Annotated in this window: 16 protein-coding genes; all 16 read left to right on the forward strand. The window is 35.9% G+C overall.

The annotated features are described in order from the left end of the window. Nucleotides 1-412 precede the first annotated feature (412 nt). The 16 genes from D2K62_RS11340 (at nt 413) to D2K62_RS11435 (ending at nt 23,655) form a co-directional block, all read left to right on the forward strand. Entirely contained in the window at nt 413-1,942 is a 1,530-nt protein-coding gene (locus D2K62_RS11340; RefSeq protein ID WP_198671303.1) for an extracellular solute-binding protein, read from the forward strand. A 286-nt stretch (nt 1,943-2,228) separates the two neighbouring features. Continuing rightward, nucleotides 2,229-6,836 carry a pectate lyase gene (gene pelA / locus D2K62_RS18965; RefSeq protein ID WP_198671304.1) on the forward strand — a complete coding sequence of 1,536 codons (4,608 nt, stop codon included), beginning with the start codon at nt 2,229-2,231 and terminating at the stop codon, nt 6,834-6,836. A 239-nt stretch (nt 6,837-7,075) separates the two neighbouring features. Beyond that, nucleotides 7,076-8,044, forward strand: a complete 969-nt coding sequence (locus D2K62_RS11370) for an ABC transporter permease (protein ID WP_117161487.1) — start codon at nt 7,076-7,078, stop codon at nt 8,042-8,044. Nucleotides 8,045-8,065: 21 nt separating this feature from the next. Next, nucleotides 8,066-8,956 carry a carbohydrate ABC transporter permease gene (locus D2K62_RS11375; RefSeq protein WP_112179983.1) on the forward strand — a complete coding sequence of 297 codons (891 nt, stop codon included), beginning with the start codon at nt 8,066-8,068 and terminating at the stop codon, nt 8,954-8,956. 200 nt (nt 8,957-9,156) lie between these two features. Then, nucleotides 9,157-10,275, forward strand: a complete 1,119-nt coding sequence (locus tag D2K62_RS11380) for a hypothetical protein (RefSeq protein ID WP_117161488.1) — start codon at nt 9,157-9,159, stop codon at nt 10,273-10,275. A 22-nt stretch (nt 10,276-10,297) separates the two neighbouring features. After that, nucleotides 10,298-11,506, forward strand: coding sequence for an MFS transporter (locus D2K62_RS11385; protein ID WP_117161489.1), 1,209 nt, complete (start codon nt 10,298-10,300; stop codon nt 11,504-11,506). Between the two features lie 12 nt (nt 11,507-11,518). After that, nucleotides 11,519-11,833, forward strand: a complete 315-nt coding sequence (locus D2K62_RS11390) for a cupin domain-containing protein (RefSeq protein WP_112179986.1) — start codon at nt 11,519-11,521, stop codon at nt 11,831-11,833. A gap of 37 nt (nt 11,834-11,870) precedes the next feature. Next, a complete protein-coding gene (locus D2K62_RS11395; protein ID WP_117161490.1) occupies nt 11,871-13,400 on the forward strand; it encodes a glycoside hydrolase family 28 protein in 1,530 nt (509 codons plus the stop codon). Between the two features lie 20 nt (nt 13,401-13,420). Then, the gene (locus D2K62_RS11400) at nt 13,421-14,986 is read left to right on the forward strand and encodes a glycoside hydrolase family 43 protein (protein WP_112179988.1); all 1,566 of its coding nucleotides are present in this window, start codon (nt 13,421-13,423) and stop codon (nt 14,984-14,986) included. Between the two features lie 26 nt (nt 14,987-15,012). Then, complete coding sequence (locus D2K62_RS11405) at nt 15,013-16,110, forward strand: glycoside hydrolase family 88/105 protein (protein ID WP_117161491.1); 1,098 nt, start codon at nt 15,013-15,015, stop codon at nt 16,108-16,110. 360 nt (nt 16,111-16,470) lie between these two features. After that, nucleotides 16,471-16,965: a hypothetical protein gene (locus D2K62_RS11410; RefSeq protein WP_112179990.1), complete on the forward strand. Its 495-nt coding sequence runs from the start codon at nt 16,471-16,473 to the stop codon at nt 16,963-16,965. Nucleotides 16,966-16,987: 22 nt separating this feature from the next. Further along, entirely contained in the window at nt 16,988-19,213 is a 2,226-nt protein-coding gene (locus D2K62_RS11415; protein ID WP_117149264.1) for a glycosyl hydrolase family 28 protein, read from the forward strand. Nucleotides 19,214-19,242: 29 nt separating this feature from the next. Further along, nucleotides 19,243-20,088 (forward strand): sugar phosphate isomerase/epimerase family protein, encoded by an 846-nt coding sequence (locus D2K62_RS11420; protein ID WP_112182649.1) that lies wholly within the window; start codon nt 19,243-19,245, stop codon nt 20,086-20,088. A gap of 26 nt (nt 20,089-20,114) precedes the next feature. Next, the gene (locus tag D2K62_RS11425) at nt 20,115-21,383 is read left to right on the forward strand and encodes a nickel pincer cofactor-dependent isomerase, group 22 (RefSeq protein ID WP_112179992.1); all 1,269 of its coding nucleotides are present in this window, start codon (nt 20,115-20,117) and stop codon (nt 21,381-21,383) included. Between the two features lie 23 nt (nt 21,384-21,406). Beyond that, complete coding sequence (locus D2K62_RS11430; RefSeq protein ID WP_117161492.1) at nt 21,407-22,177, forward strand: SDR family oxidoreductase; 771 nt, start codon at nt 21,407-21,409, stop codon at nt 22,175-22,177. Beyond that, nucleotides 22,177-23,655 (forward strand): gluconokinase, encoded by a 1,479-nt coding sequence (locus D2K62_RS11435; protein ID WP_117161493.1) that lies wholly within the window; start codon nt 22,177-22,179, stop codon nt 23,653-23,655. The genes D2K62_RS11430 and D2K62_RS11435 overlap by 1 nt, the downstream gene beginning before the upstream one ends. Nucleotides 23,656-23,688: the final 33 nt, after the last annotated feature.

A 23,688-nucleotide genomic window follows, 5' to 3' on the forward strand; every position in this document is an offset into this window, starting at 1 on the left:
TTGATGTGTTATTGATAGATATTAAACATCATACAATGGCAGAGTATTTTATTTTACTGGTATATTTGGGTAATAAGTGTTTCTTCTTATTCAGCAATAACTGTCTACTCTAGTTTAGCAGTCACAACATGAGAAAAAACTAGAAATATAATCAGCTATAAAAAATGGGTTGATTGTTTCCTCCATGACTGGATTATGATATCTAGGAATAGAATAATCATTATGTAAGATACTTGATAATATAAAATATGTATTATGCAAAAATAAAAGGCTCAACCTTTTGAATATTGAGGTAATACTTGGGATTTCAAACGTTGTTATTTATATGTAATATTGATTATATACAATTTTTAACTTATGAAATAAGATTGGAGATGCAACAAATAATTGTATATCTATGGAGGTTAGTACAATGAGTATTTGGAGAAAGCTTGGTTTAGTCACATTGTTTTTAGTAGCAGTAGTAGTATTATTTGCATGCAATAATGAAAGCGCTTCCGAACAAGGTGGTGAAGAAGGATCAGATAACACCTCGGATACAGAAAATGGGACATATGAGTTTTCAATCATGGCGAATTTACACACACCTGAGGTGCCATCAGAAAAGGTACTAGAAGAAATTGAGAAATTAACAAACACAGATATTGAGATGCAGTGGATTCCTGATAACAATTATGAAGATCGTTTAAACACTGCATTTGCAACGAATACTTTGCCAGAAGCGGTATTTTTGAAGAACCAAAGCACATTTGTCCAATTTAGGGATGCTATTCAGGATGATCAGTTCTGGGATCTAACGGAATTGATTGATGAATACGAAAATTTAAGTAAATTAAAAGAAAATGTTGTAGATAATACAAGGGTTAACGGGAATGTTTATACATTATATCAAGGGCGACCTTTATCAAGACAAGGTATAATTTATAGAAAAGACTGGGCGGATAACTTAGGACTAGAAGCGCCAACGACAACAGAAGAATTTTATGAAATGGCAAGAGCTTTTACTGAAGATGATCCTGATGGGAATGGAAAGGACGATACATTTGGGATAACTGACAGGAGTGATTTGATTTATGGAGCATTTAAAACTGTCTCTTCTTGGTTCGGTACGCCTAACTATTGGGGAGAACAAGATGGAGAGTTGGCTCCTGAATTTATGTTTGATGAATACGTTGAAACAATGGATTTCTTTAAAGACCTACATGAAAACGGATATATTAATCAAGATTTTCCTGTAACAAGTAAAATTGATCAACAAGAATTTATAAAAAATGGAACTGCTGGTATTTACGTAGGTTCCATGGGTGACGTAGGCAGTCTTTATGATGATGCAGTTGCGATTAATCCTGATCTTGAATATGATGTCCAAAATCATATAGCAGGTCCAGATGGTGAATTTGGAATATGGTCAATTCCTGGTTATGGTAACTTGGTTATGTTTCCTAAAAGCGCAATCGAAACAGAAGAAGAGTTGAAGAAAATCTTGGGCTTTTTCGATCAGTTTATGTCACCAGAAGTTATGAACTTAGCTTATTGGGGAATTGAAGGTGAGCATTATGAAGTGACTGATGGAAGTGCGCTTCCTGTGGATGATGCATCATTATTTGAACGAGAAGTTAAACCATATCAGTCAATTGAAATTGGTGAACCTGCAACAAATGGCCGTTATGAAGGTGCATTTGATTATGATGTCAAAGCTAAGTCAGAGGAATTAAATTTAGATAATGAAAAGTATCTAATTGATGATCCTACTGTTCCGTTATACTCTGAGACATTTGCTCAAGACGGCGCTAGATTGCAGCAAATTATTACAGATGCAACTTATCAGTATATTTTAGGACAGTTAGATATGGACGGCTTTAACGATGCAGTTGAAAATTGGAAGTCACAAGGTGGAGATAACATTATTACTGAATATAATGCGGAGTATAGTGTGAATTAACCTTGTAATTTACTTTATGGCGAAATAAGTTTTTGGAGTGCCTGGTTCCTTCGATTTAATAAGGAGGCAGGCATTTTATTTAATCGTGTTAATTATCATAAAAGATTTTAGTCTTTCTTCTACTTCAAAGCTATATACTTTCAATTGAAAGACGTTCACAACTACATCGTGCTTCACATCTTTCCATCTAGAATTAGAGCATACATCATTTATGATTTTTTGTGCTAATAAAGCCAGTAATTGATGCTAATAGTTTAAAAAAGGTAGAAGGAAAGGTGAGAATTCTATGAATGTAGTAGGTAAACGAATTGGCTATCTTGTAATAGTAGCAATGCTTTTGTTTATTTCTGTTTCTTCTGCAACACAGCCAGTAAAGGTACTTGCAAAAGACGTTGTTGTTTTTCAAACTGATTTTAACGATGATACAACTGGTGATATACCAAAAGATATTGATGTGACGGAAAGTGGGGGAACGGTTCGTGTTGTGGATCTTCCTGACGAAAATAATAAAAGCGTTTTTTTAAATGATATTAGTGATGCAACTAATGTTAGTATCAGTAAATCTTTTGAAGACTTAGAAGGTATAGTGACAGTAGAAATGGCATTTATGCAACCGACGTACACAAGCTCGACAAAGGTCATGAGGGTGAAAGGTGACGCAACGCCAGTTATTATTGAAACGAAGAATGGAAGTATAACTTATCGGACTGGTGATAACTATCAACCTTTAATAGAGGTAGTAGAAAACCAATGGTACAAAATAAAAGTGACTATTAATTTAGATACACAAAAGGCAGATGTCACTATTAATGATGAACTTTTATTAGAAGCGACTTCATTAAATGAAGCGGCGACGAAAGTGAACTTTATTGAGACTTTCACACCAAATAGTAGTACAGATGGGCACTATATCGATGATATCAATATTCAGGGATCCTCATCAGAAGAAGAAGAGGAACCAACAGATCCTGAACCAGAGGAGCCAACAGATCCAGAACCAACAGAACCAGAGGAAGATGGAATTAATGGAATTTATGAAGCTGAATATGCAGCGCTTAATGGGGCAATTGTGGATAATCAACATATTGGTTTTACGGGAATAGGTTTTGTTGATTACAATCCAAATGCTCCTGGTGGAAGTATCGAATGGAAAGTTGATGCTCCATTAGACGGAGAGTACAATCTTGATTTTCGTTATGCACACGGTGGTACAGATTTACGTCCTGCAGAGATAATGGTTAATGGAAAGGTAGTGAATGAGGAACTAGTATTTGATTCAACTGGCGGCTTTGCAATATGGGATTATACATCAATTAAAGCAGAGTTAAAAGCTGGAGAGAATACCATTGTTGCAAAAGCTACAGGTGCTAGTGGAGGAGCAAATATTGATCATTTAAAAATTTATATGGAAGTTGATGATATTTATGAAGCGGAAGAAGCAACATTAGAGCCTGACACAGTTATTGTTGATAATCAACATATTGGATTTACTGGCACTGGCTTTATTGACTATAATCCAAATACACCTGGAAGTTGGGTTGAATGGACAGTTGATTTACCAATTGAAGGAGAGTATTACTTGGATTTTAGATATGCTCATGGCGGAACAGATTTACGTCCAGCTGAAATAATGGTAAATGGTGAAGTAGTTGAACCAGAATTAGCATTTGACCCATCTAATGGCTGGGCAACTTGGGTTTATACTTCTACAAAAGCAAATTTAAAAACAGGTGAAAATACTATTCGTGCAACTGGTGTTGGTGCAAGTGGAGGAGCAAATATTGACCATTTGCGAATTCATAATAAAGATGAGGTAGATACCGAAGCACCAGTTGAGGTAGAAGATGCTGAAATAGCAGAAATCGTTAGTGGATTGGAATTGAAGAAACTGAAAGAGTTAGGAATGGTTGTTGATCAAAAAGCTACTGATGAGCAATCGATTACTAGAATTGCCTTCATGTCTTTAATTAATGAAGTCTTTGGATACGTAGAAGAGGAGAAATTTAAAAATCTTAGTAACGATACTCATGTTTGGGAAGTTTCTCTTGAAGAATGGTATTCTTATGTACTGAAAGTAGCAAAGCAGAAAAGATATATGGACAGTCTAGTTGTGGATGGGAATATTAATCCTGATAAAGAGTTAACAAAACAGGAAGCTCAAGATATTATTGCTACTATTCAAGGAGAGTCAACTAGTTCTGTCGGTGAAGATATATTGACATGGGGAGAAGCAAAAGAATTAGTAGAACCTCTTCGAGAAAGTAATAGTAGTGAACAAGTTAATATTGTTGGGGTTCATGCAGTAGCGACTAATCTTATGGTGGTAACGTTTGACGGCTACTTTGAAACATTTGATGTATCTGATCTTGATGTTGTTATTCCAACAAATGAGTGGGAGCTATTGTCGCCAGGTTTTAAAAATTTACGTATTGATAAAGCTGCTCAAGGAATCAATGAATTTGGGCAAACGGTAGTGGTCTTACGCAGTTTAGATGAGTGGGATGAATATGCGGAATATGAGCAACAAATAGAGGAAGTTAGATTTTCGGGTGATCTTGATCAAGCGATTGAAGAAGCAGATAATCTATTAACTTGGCAAATGGACCACGGTGGTTGGACTAAAAATTGGCCGCAAATATACACACGCCCATGGGATGGTTTAGAGTCCCGTTCGGAATGGATAGAAGATGGTAAAGAATTAGGAACGATTGATAACAATGCCACAATTACAGAAATGTTATATCTTGCACAGGTGTATCAGGAAACAAAAGATTCAAAGTATCAAGACAGTTTAGAGAAAGCTTTGGATTTTCTATTTGAATTACAATATCCAACTGGCGGTTTTGCACAAGTATATCCAGCTAGAGGGAACTACTCTGACTATGTAACTTTTAATGATGAGGCAATGGTCAATGTTTTAGAATTAATGGATCTAGTAGCAGAACGCAAATATCCATTTGATTCTGATTTAATTAGTGATGAGTATCTTGTTAAAGTTAATAGTTCAATTGATTTAGCCGTTGATTATATTCTTCAAGCACAAATCGAAGTTGATGGAGTATTGACAGCATGGTGTGCGCAACATGACCCAATCACATATGAAGCAAAAGAAGCTCGCTCATATGAACATCCATCCATTTCTGGTCAGGAGTCAGTCGGCATTATTCGTTATCTAATGTCTAGGCCGCAAACAGTGAGAATTAATCAATCGGTTAAAGCAGCATTAGAATGGTTAGATGAAGTGAAACTTGAGAACACGCGTTATATTAGTGGGGATCCGAATGATGAATACTTTGTAGAAGATACAAATTCGACAGCTTGGTATCGTTTTTATGAAATTGGAACGAATAAACCGATCTTTTCAGGTCGAGATGGTGTTATTAAATATGACATTATGGAGATAGAAGAAGAGAGACGTAATGGCTATTCTTGGGGTGGTCATTGGGGAACATCGTTACTAGATATTGCACAGCAAACTGGTAATTACACAAATAAAGTATTTGTTCAAGTGGCTGAAACGAAATCAGTTGACACATTTGGTAGAACATTAGCCGAAGGAAATGTAAAGGAGTTGGAGGGACAAATGAAGCGTTTAGCCGAAATTGATAGCACAATTACAGTGGCACAAGATGGAAGTGGAGATTATGATACAGTGCAATCTGCAATTGATGCTGTACCTAGTAACAACAGTCAAACTGTAATGATATATGTAAAAAATGGGACGTATAAAGAAGTTATTACTGTTCCAGCTAATAAACCTTTCATTACATTAATTGGAGAAGACGAAAAAGAAACGGTTATCACGTATGATAATTATGCTGGTAGAGATAACGGAGTAGGTGGCACTCTTGGCACAAGTGGCAGTGCAAGTGCATACCTTCGTGCTGATGATCTGATTGTAGAAAATATAACATTTGAAAATTCTTTTGATGAAACAACAGATACTACTGGAACACAAGCGGTTGCGTTATACGCAAGTGGAGATCGACTTTATTTTAAAAATGTAAGTTTTATTGGCAATCAAGATACATTGTATGTAAATGCTGGTACGCATTATTATGACAATGTTTATGTGGAAGGAGATGTAGACTTTATTTTTGGAGCCGCTAGAGTAGTATTTGCTAATTCAGTGATACATTCCTTTGATAGGGGCTCTGAGTCTACAAATGGATATGTTACCGCAGCTAGTACTCTGATTTCAGATGAGTATGGCATGATGATTATGAATAGTAAATTAACGAGTGATGCAGCAGCCGGTACGGTTTATCTAGGAAGACCGTGGCCATCCGGTGGAAATCCCAATGCAATTGGAAGTGTTTTGATTAAAAATAGTGAACTGGGCGCACATATCAATCCAGATGGATGGACATCAATGAGTGGTTTGCAACCTGAAGATGCGCGATTATTTGAATATAAAAATACTGGTCCAGGCGCTGTAGTAAATGACTCCAGAAGACAACTAACAGATGAAGAGGCAGCTGAGTGGACAGTTGAAAATGTATTGAAAGGTTGGAATCCAGTTCCAGATCAAGAGGAACCGGAAGATAATCCTGATGTGGAACAACCAGAAGATGATCCTATTGATGAAAATGAAGAAGTAGATGAAGAACTGGAAGAGAAGGAAGATGAAGCCGTAGATGAAAATCAGCAAGACATAGAAGATAATGAATCTAGTCAGGGTGAAGATTTAGAAAAGGAAAAACAAGAAAGTGCAGTCACTGATAATAACATAGAAGATACTAATTCAAGTGACAAGAATGAAGAAGAAATAAAAGATTCAAAATCTTTGCCAGAAACCGCAACATCGATGTTTAATTGGTTATTGATTGGACTCGTTACATTATTCGCTGGTGTAGTTTTGTATAAGTTGAATCGTAGGAATAAACTAAATTAATTATTAAGGAGCATTCACACATATGAATGCTCCTTTTAAAGTAACGACCTATAACCAACGTGAATATAGGATAATCATTATCTTATATTCACGTTTAAATCATCCTTTCAATAATGTAAACGCATACTTAATTATAGTTAATAACATAATGATTATTTACGTAGTCATTATCTTACTCTACATTGATTGTAAGCAAGGATTGATGGGATAAAGAAAAAATTATAGAAAGGGTTTTGCTAATGGCTAATACAGTAGTAACAGAAGCTAATACAAAAATACCTGTTGATTACAAGAAAAAACGAAGACAAGAATTGTGGAGGCGTACGAAAAAAAATAAAATGCTTTATCTAATGATTCTTCCAGGGATTATTTATTTTCTAATCTATAAATATCTTCCTATGTATGGATTAATCATCTCCTTTATGGATTATAAACCGTATTTAGGTATAACAGGTAGTGAATGGGTGGGGTTTGAACATTTTCGTCGACTATTTTCCAGTCCAGAGTTTTGGAGTATTTTTAGAAATACGCTAGTATTATTTGTTTTACAAATATTCGTATTTTTTCCGATCCCAATTATTATCTCTCTCATGTTAAATGAGGTAAGACATTCATTTTATAAGCGAGGCATCCAGACATTAATTTATATTCCGCATTTTATGTCTTGGGTTGTTATTGTATCTATCAGCTTTGTAATGTTTACTTTGGACGATGGTATTATTAATTCAATGCTGGAAGTTTTTGGATTTGAGAAAATTAATTTTCTAATGAGCTCTGATTGGTTTCGTCCAATGTATATTCTCCAAGTTATATGGAGAGAAGCTGGCTGGGGAACAATTATTTTCTTGGCAGCAATAACCGCAGTGGATCCGCAGTTATATGAAGCTGCAAAAATAGATGGTGCCACTCGTCTTAGGCAAATGTGGCATATTACACTTCCGGCAATTCGAAGTGTCATCATAGTATTACTTATTCTTAAAATTGGTGATGTACTTGAACTTGGTTTTGAGCATGTATATCTATTGTTAAATTCTTCGAATCGAGAAGTAGCTGAAATCTTTGATACGTATGTATATGTCGCTGGTATACAGCAAGGACAATTTAGCTACAGTACAGCCGTTGGATTTTTTAAAGGAGCTGTAGGGTTGGTGATGGTAATATTTGCTAATAAGTTAGCTAAGTTATTTGATGAAGAAGGAATCTATTAATTGGCATAAGGAGTGAAAAACATGACAAAAAAACGAAGAAAAAATAGAGTGTCAGTCGGCAGTAAGGTATTTGATACATTTAATTATATACTGTTGGGACTTATTGGGCTGATAACTATCCTACCATTTATTCATGTATTGGGAAGTTCTTTCGCCACAAGTGCCGAAATTGCTGATACGACGTTTTTACTATTTCCGACTGAATTTAGTTTGAATGCTTATCGTTATATTTTCTCCACTGATACTATTTTTAAAGCATTAGGTGTTTCTATTTCAGTAACGATTGGTGGAACTATATGGAGTATGTTCTTATCAACATTAACTGCTTATGGTCTTTCGCGTAGGGATCTTATAGGTAGAAGGCATATAAATTTTCTTATTGTTTTTACGATGTTATTTAATGGTGGGATGATTCCAACGTTTTTAGTTGTTCAACAGACGGGGTTGTTAGACTCACTTTTGGCACTAATTGTACCTGTTTCGATTAATGCTTTTAATATGATTATTTTAAGGAGCTTTTTCCTTAATCTCCCACAAGGTTTAGAAGAGTCCGCAAAAATAGATGGTGCCAATGACTTTGGTATATTATTTCGAATCGTAATTCCAATTTCATTGCCAGCCATTGCAACGATTTCACTTTTTTATGCAGTTACGTACTGGAACACTTATATGCATGCGATTCTTTACTTGAGTGATGCAGGAAAGTGGCCAGTTCAAGTTCTTTTAAGACAAATTGTGGTACTTGCAAGTGGTATTAGTTATGATGGATCGTCATTTACAGATGTCCCACCACCAGAGGTTACTGTAAAAATGGCAACAATTGTTGTCGCAACAGTCCCAGTTTTATTAGTATATCCCTTCTTACAAAAGTATTTCACCAAAGGTGCATTGCTAGGATCTGTAAAAGGTTAACAAAGAATAGTTGTTTTTCAATATTCAGACTTGATATATAGTACGGCGTAGTGAAACTTTCTTAAGGCTATGTCAGTAAACGGATTCCCTTTCTATGCCTGTGGAAAGGGAGCCAATTTAATTTGAGAAGCGTGTAATTTACGTTGGAATATATAACGATTTATGTCATGAACACAGTCTTTTAGAAAGCGGGTGGGAGCATGTCTACTTACTCAAATGGTTATCTGGGGTTATTAGATAAGATGGATGATTTATTTCCAGATTTGTTTTCTTGGTTAGCAAAGCAATATGATCCAAGTACTGGTGGATTTTATTATGCAAGAAGTTCGAAGACAATCGATGGATTGATCCCAGATATAGAATCAACTGCTCAAGGATTAAATATTTTGATCAGAAATAACTTATTAGATAGTCTATCTGAGGATATGAAAGAACAAATGATTGTTTTCTTTCAAAAGAAACAAGATAGTAAAACGGGCTACTTTTTTGATGACAATCGAGCAATGAGAAATGATGAAGTTATGGTTCACCGTGCTATTAGTTATGCAACAGGTTCATTAAAAAATCTAGGTGCTGGACCTTTGTATCCATTACCAATGGATCAAGATACAGCTCCAGCGTATGTGAAAACAACCGCTTCTTACTTAGAGAAATGGAAAAGTATTGATTTACGTAATAGTTGGCGCGGATGTGACTTATTTGCAAATTCTTGTGTTTATATACGTGAGCTTAAAGAAGAACAACAGCAAGTATATCTAAACCAAGCGGTTTCGTATTTGAAAAGTATACAAGATAAACAAACAGGATTATGGGGTCAAGGTAGTTTATATGTAAGAATTTCTGGGACGTTTAAACTACTGACGTTTTATAATAAATTCCGATTAAAAATGCCTAATCCAGAGTGTATTTATCAAAGTATTTTACAATGTCTTCGTACAGAAGAAGCGGAGGACATGTGTTATATCCGTAATCCTATTAATCTCCTTTCTTACTTGGATATAGCGATACCACCGCCTGATTTAAAAGAGATTATCGAGATAACTAATAATAATATGAAAAAGTTTAAAAAGAAGGATGGAGGATTTTCTAGAGAAATAGTTTGTTCGCCATCTGCACCAAATGTTGCTCAAGTAAAAAGCGGTGAATATTATCCTGATATGCCAGACCCTGTACATTTAGGATTAGGTTTAGAAGAAGGGGATATGAATGCAACTACACAGGCTACATTGATACGCCTGCAACTTTACCAATTGTGTAAAAAAGAGATTCTACCGCTACCAGAAGTGAGTGAATTTCACCATTATCTCAGCAAATATTAATTGAAAGAAGTGCATGAAATAAATGAAAAAATGGAAAATGAATCGAAAGAAGAAATTGTCTTCACAAGCGGTGCAAATTCTATTTAATCATGGGATTTATCAATTTGGAAATTCTTTATCAATTATATTTGTCAATCTATACTTATGGCGCCTTACAAATAGCTTATGGATTAGTGGAATGTACAATTTAATTGCGATATTGGCACAAGCGGTAACAACGATCTTGATAGGAAAGCGTTCTAAAAAAATTGGACGCACGTTGATGTATCGGTATGGAATTTTACTAACCGCACTATTTTATTTATTTATTGTTGTATTACAGGAAAATATAATTCAGCACTTTTATTGGTTCGCATTGATTAAAGGAATTGCTCAGGGTATGTATTGGGTAGCGTATTTCACTATTGTTCATGAATTTTCTTCTGATCAAAATAGGTTTCGTTATTTGGGATGGAACCAAATTGTGATGGGTGGATCTAATTTACTTGGTCCCGCAATTGCTGGTTTTATTATTAGTTTATCAAATGAGCTTAGCGGCTATATGATTGTATTTTCATTAGCATTTTTAATGTTTGTTATTGCTACAATAGGTAGTTTTCAAATTCAAAAGGAAAAGATGCCACACAAGTCATATTATATGAAATATTTAAAATTGATCATTATTCGAGAGCCAAACTTTTTAAAAGCACTTATTGGCTGGTTTGTTCTTGGGTTTCCACAAGGTATTCTCATGTACATTCCACCAATTTTGATTTATAGCATTTTTAATAATGAAAGCGTTGTAGGTTATTTAAACATAGTGTTTTTAAGTTTATCAATCTTATCTAGTTATCTAATTTCTAGATTAGCAGAGATTGAAGCAACAAGAGGATATTTGTTACTTGCTGCTTTAGGGTTTATTTTAGCTAGTCTGTTTTTAATTTGGGATATAAATATGATTACAGTAATTTTGTTTATGTCTGTGCATCATTTGTTTAAACCATTACAAGGAAACGCCTATGCGGCTTTTTACTTCCAATGGATAGATTTGTTGCCACTAAAAGGTGCGTTTCGCGTAGAATCTATTGTGCTTCGTGAAACGTTTATCAATTTGGTTAGGGCGATGGGAATTATTACTTTTATGATTTTTTCAGCAGAGATTGATGGTTCGATTGTAGCCTACGTTATTCTCGCAGTGATGTTGATGCAATTGATCCTTCCTTTCTTTGCAAAGAATAGCCCACATAAATGAGGAGGAATTGTTATGTCGCATATTGGTGAATGGGAAATAGTGGATCCAGGAGTCACGAGAAAGATTCATCCGACTGGTAATGAATTAATGATGATGGAAGTGAAATTTGATGAGGGAGGAGTCGGAAAGATACACAGTCATCCGCATGAACAACTGACATACTGCTTAAAGGGAAAGCTTGAATTTACATTAAATGATTCGATTCATATCTTATCAAAGGGAGAGTCACTGTATATTCCAAGCAATACGGAGCATGGTGTGATTGCATTAGAACCAAGTAGTCTATTAGACACATTTACACCATTACGTGAGGATTTACTTTCTTAGCAATACGTGAAGGGTATAAATAAAGGAGGTCTAAACCATGTATGCTTATAATGTTGTAGAATTTGGAGCGATAAATGATGGTCAAAAAGATAATAGTCTGGCGATTGCAAACACAATAAATGATTGTAGTAAGAATGGCGGTGGGATTGTTTATTTTCCAGCTGGCACTTATAAAACAGGTGTAATTCAGTTAAAAAGTAATATTACTTTGTACATTGATGCTGGTGCAAAGATTTTATTTACGGATGACTTTACTACGTATGATCCTGTACAGACGAGATGGTCTGGCTATCAATGTTATGGATTTTCTCCACTTGTTTATGGAAGAGGATTGAAAAATGTTGCAATTAAAGGTGATGGTGTCATTGATGGGCAAGGGATGGCATGGTGGGAAATTAATAAAGAATTGAAAAATGGTGTCGATTATCAATCTGAAATGACAGATAAAATTAGAGAATTAAATAAGGATTTTACCGAACCAAATGAAACGAATTTAGTTGAGTGGCCGTCACAATTTCTACGACCACCATTAGTACAATTGATTGATTGCGAACAGGTCAAATTAGAAGGTGTTACGTTACAGAATTCTCCTTTTTGGAACACCCATCTAGTATATTGTAATAATGTAACTGTTCGAGATCTGACTATTAAAAATCCATCAGATACCCCGAATGGTGATGGATTAGACATTGACTCATGTTCGAACATAAGAGTGTCTGATTGTCATTTTGATGTTGGGGACGATTGTATCGCAGTTAAATCTGGAATTAATGCAAATGGTAGAGAGATTGGAATACCATCTGAAAACATAACAGTTACTAACTGTACCATGTTACATGGCCATGGCGGAATTGTTATGGGGAGTGAGAACTCTGGAGGAATAGAAAATGTTACTGTATCAAATTGTGTTTTTATTGGTACAGATAGAGGAATTCGGATAAAAACAAATCGTGCGCGTGGTGGCTATATTCGTAATATTCTAGTTAATAATATCGTAATGGAAGATTGTTTATGTCCGATAGCTATCAACGCATTTTATCGGTATGGTGTCGACTTAGATGATCCTTCGATGGTAAAGCATGAGCGAATACCTGTAAGTGAGAAAACGCCGGTAATTGAACACATTCAATTAAGTAATATAAACGCTAAAAACTGTCGCGCAGCAGCTGGTTTCATTTATGGATTGCCAGAGATGCCTATAAAAGATATTTCATTAAATCAGATAACAATAGAAATGATTACGGATGTAGATGCAGTAGGCGGTGAACCTGATATGGTAAAAGAACAACTATATATGGTTGGTGATGGCATCTATGGAAGATACATTGATGGAATTGAATTAGACAGGATTCGGGTAGAGACAAGGCAAGGATCATCTTTATTATTAGAGAATACCAAAAATGTTGACATAAATAATTTCACAACCAAGACCGTTCATCTTGATACGCCAATTATTCAATTAAATCAAGTCAAAGGTGTAAGTATCACTGGTAGACAATTCACTAATCTATCAAAAAGTTATTTAAAGTTAGTGAAAACTGATCTTGATAACGTAATCTTCTATTAATGAGAAGAAGGAGGAAATAAATGAAAACGTTTAAAAACCCAATAATTGCAGGCTTTTACCCAGATCCATCAATTTGTCTTGTTAACGATGACTACTACTTGGTGACATCAACATTCGAGTACTTCCCAGGAGTTCCAATCTTTCATAGTAAAGATTTAGTTCATTGGAAACAGATTGGCCATGTTTTAGACAGACCTTCCCAACTGAACCTTGATGAAACGCCATATTCTAAAGGTATTTATGCACCAACGATTCGATACGACGATGGTATTTTTTATATGATTACGACTTTTGTAGTTAGTCAAACTGGTGCAAGGAAAAATTTTTATGTTACTGCAACAGATCCAGCAGGTCCTTGGTCTGATCCAAACTGGTTAGTCGATGCTCCAGGAATAGATCCGTCTTTGCTTTTTGATGATGACGGAAAAGTATATTATACCGGTAATCGTCGCCCACCTAACGGCAGTGAATATCCGAAACATAATCAAATATGGTTGCAAGAGCTTGACCTAGAGCAGAGAAAACTAGTTGGTCCAACTTTTGCTTTATGGGAAGGTGCATTGAAATATGCGCATGCGCAAGAAGCACCACATCTATATAAGATTGATAATTACTATTATTTGCTGATAGCGGAAGGTGGAACTGGTTTTACACATGCAGTAACGATCGCACGTAGTGAAAATATAACAGGACCATATGAGTCAACCGAGACAAATCCAATTTTAACTCACCGTCACCTTGGAAGGGATCATGAGATCGCTAATGTTGGTCATGCAGATATCGTTCAAACCCAAACAGGCGATTGGTGGATGGTTTGTCTTGCTTCACGTCCATATGGTGGTTACCGAAACCTTGGTAGAGAAACCTTCCTTGTTCCATTTAAGTGGGAAAACGGTTGGCCAGTAGTTAATCCTGGAAAAGGAATGATTGAATCTGAAATGGCATTTCCGAATTTATCAGAACACAAGTGGCCATCGTTGCCTGCTTGTGACCCATTTGAGAAAGAAGTGCTTGATTTACGATGGAACTTTTTGCGAACACCAAGAGGAGATTTCTGGTCATTGACGGAACGACCTGGTTTTCTAAGGTTAAAGCCAAAGAAGGAAACAATAATGGAAGCTAGTAATCCAGCTTTTGTTGGACGACGTCAACAAGATATTAGTTTTTATGCGAGTACAGTAATGGAATTCAAGCCAGAAGACCCTAGTGAATCAGCGGGATTAGTATTGCTACAAAATGAGGGTTTCCAGTTTCGTATGGAGCGAATTTTAAAAGATAATAAACAATATATTCAACTCGTACGTCGAGAAGCTGGTAAGGATGAATTAATTGCTTGTCAGGAACTAGATGATCTAAAAAAACTGTATCTAAAGGTAGAAGCATATGGTCAAGCATATAGTTTTTATTATGGAACAATAGTAGATGAGTGGAGAGCACTAGCAACTGATCTAGATGGAACAATTCTTAGTACGGATAAAGCGGGAGGATTTGTTGGAGCGTATATTGGCTTATATGCCAGTAGTAATGGAAATACAAGTAGTAATTATGCTGATTTTGATTGGTTCGAATACAAAGGCACAGAGTGAAAAACAACTTGTAAGGAGGCAGAGAAATGAAGGAATATCAAGGGAAAACAGGATTGGGTTGGGCAGAAACAGCTTGTCGTAGTTTAATGGATCGATATGAACCAAACTTCCTTCCACCTAAAAATCGTTGGCATTATCACCAAGGGGTTTTTCTTTGTGGTATGTATGATGTATTTTTGCAAACAAAAAACAAAATCTATTTTGATTATGTAAAAGAATACGTGGATAAGTTAGTTGATGAACAAGGGAATTTTCTTTTTGCACGGGGTGAATTAGATGCAATTCAACCTGGGTTACTATTACTACCTTTGTACCAAGAAACCGGTGATAAACGCTACCAATTAGCCGCTCTAAAGCTAAGAAGCTTATTGAAGACATTGAATCGAACGAAACAAGGTGGATTTTGGCACAAAGACAAATATCCATACCAAATGTGGCTCGATGGCTTATATATGGCTGGTCCATTCGCTATTCAATATGGCCAAATGTTTCGGGAACCTGAATTAATTGATTTAATCATGCATGTGGAAAAATTGATGAGAGAGCATACAATGGATGAAAAAACAGGATTGTATTTTCATGGTTATGATGAAAGTAAAGAAATGTCGTGGGCAACAACTAAGGGCCATGCTCCTGAAATATGGGGACGTGCGCTCGGTTGGTATAGTATGGTGTTAGTTAACTTTATTGAACTTTTGGAAGAAGGACATCCAAAAAAAGAGGAGTTACGTGTAGTAGTGCAACAATTAATAGACCGTTTACTACATTATCAGGATAAAGAAACGGGTTTATGGTATCAGATAATAGATAAAGGAGAACGAGAGGATAACTGGCTTGAGAGTTCATGCTCCAGCTTATTTGTTTATGCGATAGCCAAGGCTGTTAACAAAGGCTATATTAGTGAAAAATATTTTAAAAGTGCAAAAATCGGTTATGAAGGTATTTTGAAACATAAGGTGAGTTTAGATGAAAGCGATGGATTTCAGCTGCATGGTATTTGCATTGGAACGTCTATTGGAGAATATGATTACTATATTAATAGAGAGACGAGCGTTAATGATCTTCATGGTGTAGGTGCTTTTATTCTTGCTAGTGTTCAAATAGATCAACATGATGCTGTCTAATATTCCAACTTTCTCATCAGAAAAAAAATGTGAAGCGTTGACTACTTTATTTAAGTTTTAATTACATCTCTTATGTTACTTGACAGTTTCAAAATAAGCCTGCTTCCGAGTTAGCTGAAGCCGTGCCTGCGGAAAGGGAGTCAATTTCATTTGAGGAGCGGGTAAGAAAGAATGACTACAACGGATTTCTTTAATTTCGTAAGATGAAACGTAATAATAATTACAAAAGGAGCAACAAGTCAATCTCAACTTTGGATTGTGAGACTTTATAGTATTACCATGACTTGAAGGCCTGTTTTGCGACACGAAAGTTGAGTAGTAATATTTAACTAAGGATTTCTAAAGAAGGGCAGGTTGAAGATGATGCAGATTTTTAAACGATGGACAATACTTATAGCTTTTAGCTTCCTATTGGCAGGCTGTGGTGATAATGAGGAACAAGTGGATTTACTGTTTTTTACAGATATCGAAGAGACGGAAGTAGAAAAATTACGCACAACGGTTCAAGGACAACTTGATGATAGTCTAAGTCAATCAATCGATCTAGAAGTCTATTCACCTGTCTATGAACGACTAATTTCAGAGATTGCAACTCATAATGGAGACGTTATTCTAGTGGAAGCAGATATGATTTCACCTGCTGTATTAGATCCTGAAGGTTTGGTTGAGCTCGATGATATCGTTACAGATAGCCAAACATATATAGCAACAAATCCAAAAACTGAAGAAGAACATGTATACGGCATAACTATAAGTGCAAGCGAGTACAGTAGCCATGAGCTTGTAGCACTTATACCAATATATAGTGATTATGCAAAGCAGGCTATTACGGTTTTAGAGAAATTGAGCGAGTAGAGGTAAGGGAGGGCGTGAAAAAATGAACGTATTTTTAGCTGGTGACTCGACGATGTCTTATTATCCAGTAGAAAGATATCCGAGAACTGGATGGGGCCAAGTTTTTCAGGACTATTTTAATGATGACGTAATGGTTATTAACGATGGAGCTTCAGGACGATCTACGAGGACGTTTATTGATGAGGAACGTCTAGATAAGATTGATGGGCAACTTAGAGCAGGAGATTATCTATTTATTCAATTTGGTCATAATGATGCAAAAGCAAATAGTGAGCGATATACAGAACCACAAACAACGTATAAACAGAATTTAACTAAATTTGTTGAAGTTGCTTGGAAACGTCAAGCGAATCCAATCTTGTTAACACCAGTACAAAGAAGAAACTTTTATGCTGATGGTACAGTACTAGATTCGCATGATCAATATGCTATCGCTATTAGAGAACTAGCAGAAGAATTAGACGTTCCTTTACTTGATATAACCAGATCAAGTACGGAACTACTTGAGAAAATTGGTGACGAAAAGTCAAAAAAATTATTCATGTGGATAGAACCAAATCAATATGAATATTATCCTGATGGAGAAAAGGATAATACCCACTTTTCTAGAGAAGGTGCAAAGGAAATTGCTAAATTAGTTATAGAGGCTATTAAACAGCAACAACTTCCATTATGTCATTACTTGAAAAAAACGTGGGATAAACAACAACTACCGACTTTTTCAGTTAATAGTCCAGATATACCTAGTAAACAATTTGATATAACGGAATTTGGTGCAATTGGAAACGGAATTTTTGATAATACAGAAGTGATTAAGAAAACAATTGATGCATGTGTTAAAGCTGGAGGAGGAAAGGTGATTGTTCCTGCGGGCATTTGGCTCACTGGATCAATTCAGTTACAAAGTAAAATAAATTTTCATGTAAAAAGTGGTGCTCTTGTACGATTCACAGATAACTTTAATGATTACCCATTAATAGTGTCTAGCTTTGAAGGTAAGGAGACAGTCCGTTGTCAGTCACCAATAGATGGAGAAGGACTTGAGGATATTGCAATCACAGGAAAAGGTATATTTGATGGGGCGGGTCATCAATGGCGACCAATTAAAAAATGGAAGATGACAGGATTACAATGGAAGGAATTAATTACGTCAGGAGGAGTGATTGATGAACAAGCACAGATTTGGTGGCCTACAGAGAATGCTAAGAATGGGGCAAGGATAGTTGATGAACTGGAAAAAAGATCAAATATAAAGATTGATAATTTCTTGCCTGTACGTGACTATTTAAGACCTAATCTTGTAAGTATAAGAAAATGCACTAGAGTATTATTAGACGGTCCAACTTTTCAAAATTCACCAGCTTGGAATATCCATCCGTGGTTATGTGAGCATGTAAAGATCAAAAATATAAAAGTTAGGAATCCTTGGTATGCTCAAAATGGAGATGGATTGGATTTAGAATCATGTCGTTATGCAATCGTGTCTAAATGTGAATTTGATGTAGGTGACGATGCTATCTGTATCAAATCTGGTAAAGATGAAGTTGGGCGCAAGTTGGCAGTACCTAGTCAAGATATATTAATCGAAAAATGTACTGTTTTTAATGGTCATGGGGGTTTTGTTATTGGGAGTGAGATGTCAGGAGATGTACGAAATATTCAAATAAAGGATTGTGTTTTTTCAGGAACAGATAAAGGTGTTCGTATAAAAACAGCAAGAGGTCGAGGCGGTATTATTGAGAGCATTGTAATTCAAAATATCAAAATGCATGATATCTCTAAAGAGGCAATTATTATACAAATGTATTATGAAAGTGAACAAGTTGGAGATGCACAACCATTTACTGAAAAAACACCTATCATTCGAAACATATGGTTAGAAAAAATTAATTGTTATGCTGCAAAAGTAGCAATTGTCTTAAAAGGGCTACCAGAAAGTCCAATAACCGCAATAACCTGTAAAGAAATGTCGCTCACATCTCAAGAAGGGATAACATGCTTATACACAAGTTCCTTGAGACTAGAATCTTTTGAAGGGAATATTGCTCATGACCCTTTGATTCAATTAGATAATTGTGATCATATCCAGATTAGAAAATTCAGAAACAAAAACAAGGTAAAAACATTGGTCAAATTAACTGGCAAAAACACGGAATTAATTGATTTTTCAGGACTTCTTGATACCGAACAATTAGTTGAGATCGGTAGAGAAGTTGATGTTAATCAAATTGTAGGATCCAATAAATAAAGTTACTCACAAAAATGGTAGGTGATCAAATGGAATTAAATCTAGGAATACGGGCACATGATATTAATTATCATACAGCAGAGGAAATAGCTAATGAAGTGGCGAATAAAGGATTATCAGCAATTCAATTAGCACTTCAAAAATCATTTAATCAACTTTCGTTTGAGAAGGGTTTTTTAAATCCTGGCTTTGCAAAACATATAAATAAATCGTTTCAAAATAAACAAATCGATATCGCTGTCTTAGGTTGTTACATTAATATGATCCATCCGAATCAAGAAGATAGAAGGAAAGCATTAGAGCGATTTAAAGAACATATTCGCTTTGCACGTGACTTTAATTGCAGTGTTGTAGGTACGGAAACTGGGAATGTTCATGCGAAAATGGGTTATACAACTGATAATTTCACTGAAAAACCTTTTCTTGCTGTTGTTGATAGTGTTAAGGAACTCGTCAACGAAGCAGAAAAATTCGGAGTTATTGTTGGGATTGAAGGTGGTGTTAATCATCCAGTCCATACTCCCGAATTAATGAAAGAACTAGTAGACCGTGTTGACTCAAATAATCTACAAGTAATCTTTGATCCTGCGAATTATATTACGATTGATAATTATAAACAACAGGAAAAGTTATTTCAAACAGCAGTAGATTTGTTTGGAGATCGAATCGTAATTATTCATGCTAAAGATTTTATAGTTGAATCGAATCAAATTAAGATGGTGCCTGTTGGAGAAGGGCTACTAGATTATCACCAGATTTTCTCTTGGGTAAAAAAAACCAAACCAGCTATTCATGTTTTATTAGAGAATACTAAAGAACCATATATTGAAGCAAGTATTAGTTATTTAAAACAAACATTTGAGATCAGCAAGTAAATAAAAGAAAGGGGTGTGGAGGAGTAATGGGAATTTTACAAGACTTACTAAAAGATATTCCAATTCCGCAAATGGCAGCAGTAAAGCAAACATTTGCAAATCAGCAAATTGATAATTTGTCTGAGGAACTACGTAGTCGTCTCGATCAAGACGGATTAAAGGAGCAGATAAAACCAGGAATGGAAATAGCGGTGGCTGTCGGTAGTCGTGGTCTTGATCGACTTGTTGAATTAACGAAAGAGACGATTCTTTTTTTACAAAGCTTAGGAGCAAAACCATTCATTGTGCCAAGCATGGGTAGTCATGGCGGTGCAACTGGAGAGGGACAAAAGGCAGTACTTGAACATTTAGGGATAACACAAGAGAGCGTCAACGCTGAAATCCGTTCATCGATGGAAGTAATAGAAGTGGGAAAGTTACCTAATGGATTACCAGTTTATATCGACAAACTAGCAGCAGAAGCAGACGGTATTGTTGTGATCAATCGAGTCAAACCTCATACTGCCTTTCGCGGACCAGTGGAAAGTGGCATTATGAAGATGATTAGTATTGGTTTGGGTAAACAAAAGGGTGCTGAAGCCTGTCATCAACTAGGGTTTAAACACATGGCCGAACATGTACCAGCGATGGCAAAGTTAACCTTAGCAAGTATGCCGATTCTATTTGCTGTTGCAACCGTGGAAAATGCATTTGATAAAATTGCTAGGGTTGAAGTTTGGAAACCAGATGAAATTGAAGAAAAAGAAGCAGGTATGCAAGAATTATCGAAACAGTTGTTACCAAAACTGTTCTTTGAAAAAATTGATGTACTCGTAATTGACCAAATTGGAAAGAACATTAGTGGTGATGGTATGGATCCAAATATTACGGGACGTTATCCTACACCTTATGCATATGGAGGACCAGAAGTAACGAAAATGGTCGTACTAGATTTGACTAAGCAAACTGAAGGAAACGCCAATGGTGTTGGTACGGCTGATTTCACAACTCAAAAACTAGTAGATAAAATGGATCGGGATACAACTTATGCTAATGGCTTAACGTCGACAGTTGTAGGACCGACAAATATATCAACAACACTTCCAAATGATAAGCAGGCAATTCAAGCAGCGATCAAAACGTGCAATATTTTAGATTTTACAAAAGTAAAGCTTGTACGAATTAAAAATACGTTGGATATAGGAACAATAGAAGTATCTGCAGCGTTATTAAATGAAGTGGAACAACATGATAATTTAGAAAAACTAACTGATTTGAAGGATATGAAGTTTAATAGTTTAGATGATTTACTGTGATGAACCATAAATGGAGGGGTATAATGAGTGATTTATTTAATTTAAGTGGTAAAGTAGCGGTTGCAATTGGTGGAAATAGCGTTTTAGGTGGCGCAATAGCCAAAGGTTTTGCTCAACATGGTGCAAAAGTAGCGATAGTGGGGAGGGATTTAGAGAAAGCTGAATTGATAGTGAAAGAGATTATCGCAAGTGGTGGTGATGCAAAAGCATTTCAAGCAGATGTAAGTGATTTAAAAACCGTCGAACAAGTGGCAGAAGAAATAGAGGATTGGAGTGGAGGTTGGGATATCATCCTTAATGCACCAGGGCAAAACAGCGCTACACCATTTATGGAATTAGAACCAGATGAATGGGATAGCATTATGGACGTGAATTTAAGAGGACTTGTATTTTCAACGCAAATATTTGCTAAACGAATGATCAATCAAAAAAGAAAAGGTAGCATCATTAATATATCATCTGTTTCATCTACGACTCCTTTATCTAAGGTCTTTACGTATTCAGCCTCTAAAGCTGGTGTGAACAACATCACCCAATTTTTAGCGAAAGAATTTGCCGCAAATGGAATTCGTGTCAACGCGATTATTCCAGGCTTTTTCCCAGCGGAGCAAAACCGTAAAATTTTAAGCGAGGATCGGGTCAATTCAATTATGAATCACACGCCGTTAAATCGTTTTGGTGTTCCTGAAGAATTAAAAGGAGCAGCAATTTATTTAGCTTCAGATAAGGCTTCAGGATTTGTAACAGGTACATTCTTACGCGTGGACGGTGGATTTGGAAGTATGACGATATAATGGTTGAATTGAAAGCGTTTAAAAGAAGAAACGTTGTTATTGGTGTAGATATTGGTACAACGAGTACGAAAGCAGTATTATTTGATTGCAATGGAGGTTTCATTTTTCAAGCAGAAGAGAAGGTAACAACACTTTATCCTGAACAAGGTTATGCCGAGCAAGGACCTGAAGAAATTGAGCGTAAAACAAAACAAGTTTTGCGACAGGTAATTGAGCAAGTTGTCTCTAGAAATGAAAAACTACTAGCGATTGGATTAGCAACAGCAATGCACTCTTTAATTTGTGTCGATGAGAAGAAACAAGCACTATCTAACGCAATTATCTGGTCTGACAGTAGAAGTAGTAAGCAAGCTTCGGAATTGAATAACGATGAAGGGAAGGAGTTCTATTGTAAAACGGGCACACCAATTCATCCAATGTCTCCATTTCTGAATCTAATTTGGATGAAGGAAACAGAGTATTATGCCTATCAAGAGGCTTCCTATTTCATGACAATCAAGGATTATCTGGTATGGAAATGGTTTGATGAAAGATGGATTGATGAAGCGATGGCCTCATCAACAGGATTATACAATCTAAAGAAACATGCTTGGGATCGTGATGCTTTACAGTTAGCGGGCATAACAGAAGCACAATTATCCAAAATAGTTTCGCCAGATACAGTTTTAACTTCCGTCCAGATCGCTAAAGAACTTGGAATAGGAGTAGATATACCATTTATAATTGGGTCTGCTGATGGCCAGTTGGCAAATCTTGGTGACGGCATGATTTTACCTGGTGAAGTTGCAATCTCAGTCGGGACTAGTGGTGCTATTAGACAGTTTATCGACGGTACAGAGGTTGATCCGTTTGAGGAGACTTTTACCTATGCTTTTACAAAGGAGACATCAATTGTTGGTGGTCCGACGAACAATGGTGGAATTGTTCTTCAATGGTTAAAAAATTTATTAGAATTTGAAGGTAGCGACCAGCAATTGATTGCATTGTCAGATGGAGTGAAACCAGGTGCTGATGGTTTGTTCTTTTTACCATATATAAACGGGGAACGTGCACCGTTTTGGAATCAAGATGCAACAGGAAGTTTTGTTGGATTAACAATTAGACATAAAAAAGAACATTTAGTCAAGGCGGTATTGGAAGGTATTTGCTTTAATTTATATCATATCGGTGAGTCATTAGAAAGAGTTGCAGGCGTACCAAAACAGATTTGTGCAAATGGTGGCTTAACCCAATCAGAAAAATGGGTGCAAATTCTTGCTGATGTATTCGGAAAAGAAATTCATCTATCTGAGACACATCATAGTGTTGCGTGGGGAGCGGCTTGGACCGCATTATTTGGTATAAAAGAAGTTGCATCATTTGCAGCGATTAAGGAGAAAAGTGGTCCACAAAAGGTGGTGCAAACAATACGAGAAAACCATCAACAATATCGTCAAATTTATCAAAAATATCGAGACTTAACAAAACTTTTATCGTGAGTTTAAAATTGTAGTTTAACTGAGGTGCTTGAA

Origin of the sequence: Paraliobacillus sp. X-1268 (genome assembly GCF_003426095.1) — a bacterium.
GTDB lineage: Bacteria > Bacillota > Bacilli > Bacillales > Amphibacillaceae > Paraliobacillus_A > Paraliobacillus_A zengyii.

What these genes read in the sequence shown, in the direction of transcription:
- D2K62_RS11340 (WP_198671303.1), top strand. Translation starts at nt 413, where the DNA reads ATGAGTATTTGGAGAAAGCTTGGTTTAGTCACATTGTTTTTAGTAGCA.
- pelA (WP_198671304.1), top strand. Translation starts at nt 2,229, where the DNA reads ATGAATGTAGTAGGTAAACGAATTGGCTATCTTGTAATAGTAGCAATG.
- D2K62_RS11370 (WP_117161487.1), top strand. Translation starts at nt 7,076, where the DNA reads ATGGCTAATACAGTAGTAACAGAAGCTAATACAAAAATACCTGTTGAT.
- D2K62_RS11375 (WP_112179983.1), top strand. Translation starts at nt 8,066, where the DNA reads ATGACAAAAAAACGAAGAAAAAATAGAGTGTCAGTCGGCAGTAAGGTA.
- D2K62_RS11380 (WP_117161488.1), top strand. Translation starts at nt 9,157, where the DNA reads ATGTCTACTTACTCAAATGGTTATCTGGGGTTATTAGATAAGATGGAT.
- D2K62_RS11385 (WP_117161489.1), top strand. Translation starts at nt 10,298, where the DNA reads ATGAAAAAATGGAAAATGAATCGAAAGAAGAAATTGTCTTCACAAGCG.
- D2K62_RS11390 (WP_112179986.1), top strand. Translation starts at nt 11,519, where the DNA reads ATGTCGCATATTGGTGAATGGGAAATAGTGGATCCAGGAGTCACGAGA.
- D2K62_RS11395 (WP_117161490.1), top strand. Translation starts at nt 11,871, where the DNA reads ATGTATGCTTATAATGTTGTAGAATTTGGAGCGATAAATGATGGTCAA.
- D2K62_RS11400 (WP_112179988.1), top strand. Translation starts at nt 13,421, where the DNA reads ATGAAAACGTTTAAAAACCCAATAATTGCAGGCTTTTACCCAGATCCA.
- D2K62_RS11405 (WP_117161491.1), top strand. Translation starts at nt 15,013, where the DNA reads ATGAAGGAATATCAAGGGAAAACAGGATTGGGTTGGGCAGAAACAGCT.
- D2K62_RS11410 (WP_112179990.1), top strand. Translation starts at nt 16,471, where the DNA reads ATGATGCAGATTTTTAAACGATGGACAATACTTATAGCTTTTAGCTTC.
- D2K62_RS11415 (WP_117149264.1), top strand. Translation starts at nt 16,988, where the DNA reads ATGAACGTATTTTTAGCTGGTGACTCGACGATGTCTTATTATCCAGTA.
- D2K62_RS11420 (WP_112182649.1), top strand. Translation starts at nt 19,243, where the DNA reads ATGGAATTAAATCTAGGAATACGGGCACATGATATTAATTATCATACA.
- D2K62_RS11425 (WP_112179992.1), top strand. Translation starts at nt 20,115, where the DNA reads ATGGGAATTTTACAAGACTTACTAAAAGATATTCCAATTCCGCAAATG.
- D2K62_RS11430 (WP_117161492.1), top strand. Translation starts at nt 21,407, where the DNA reads ATGAGTGATTTATTTAATTTAAGTGGTAAAGTAGCGGTTGCAATTGGT.
- D2K62_RS11435 (WP_117161493.1), top strand. Translation starts at nt 22,177, where the DNA reads ATGGTTGAATTGAAAGCGTTTAAAAGAAGAAACGTTGTTATTGGTGTA.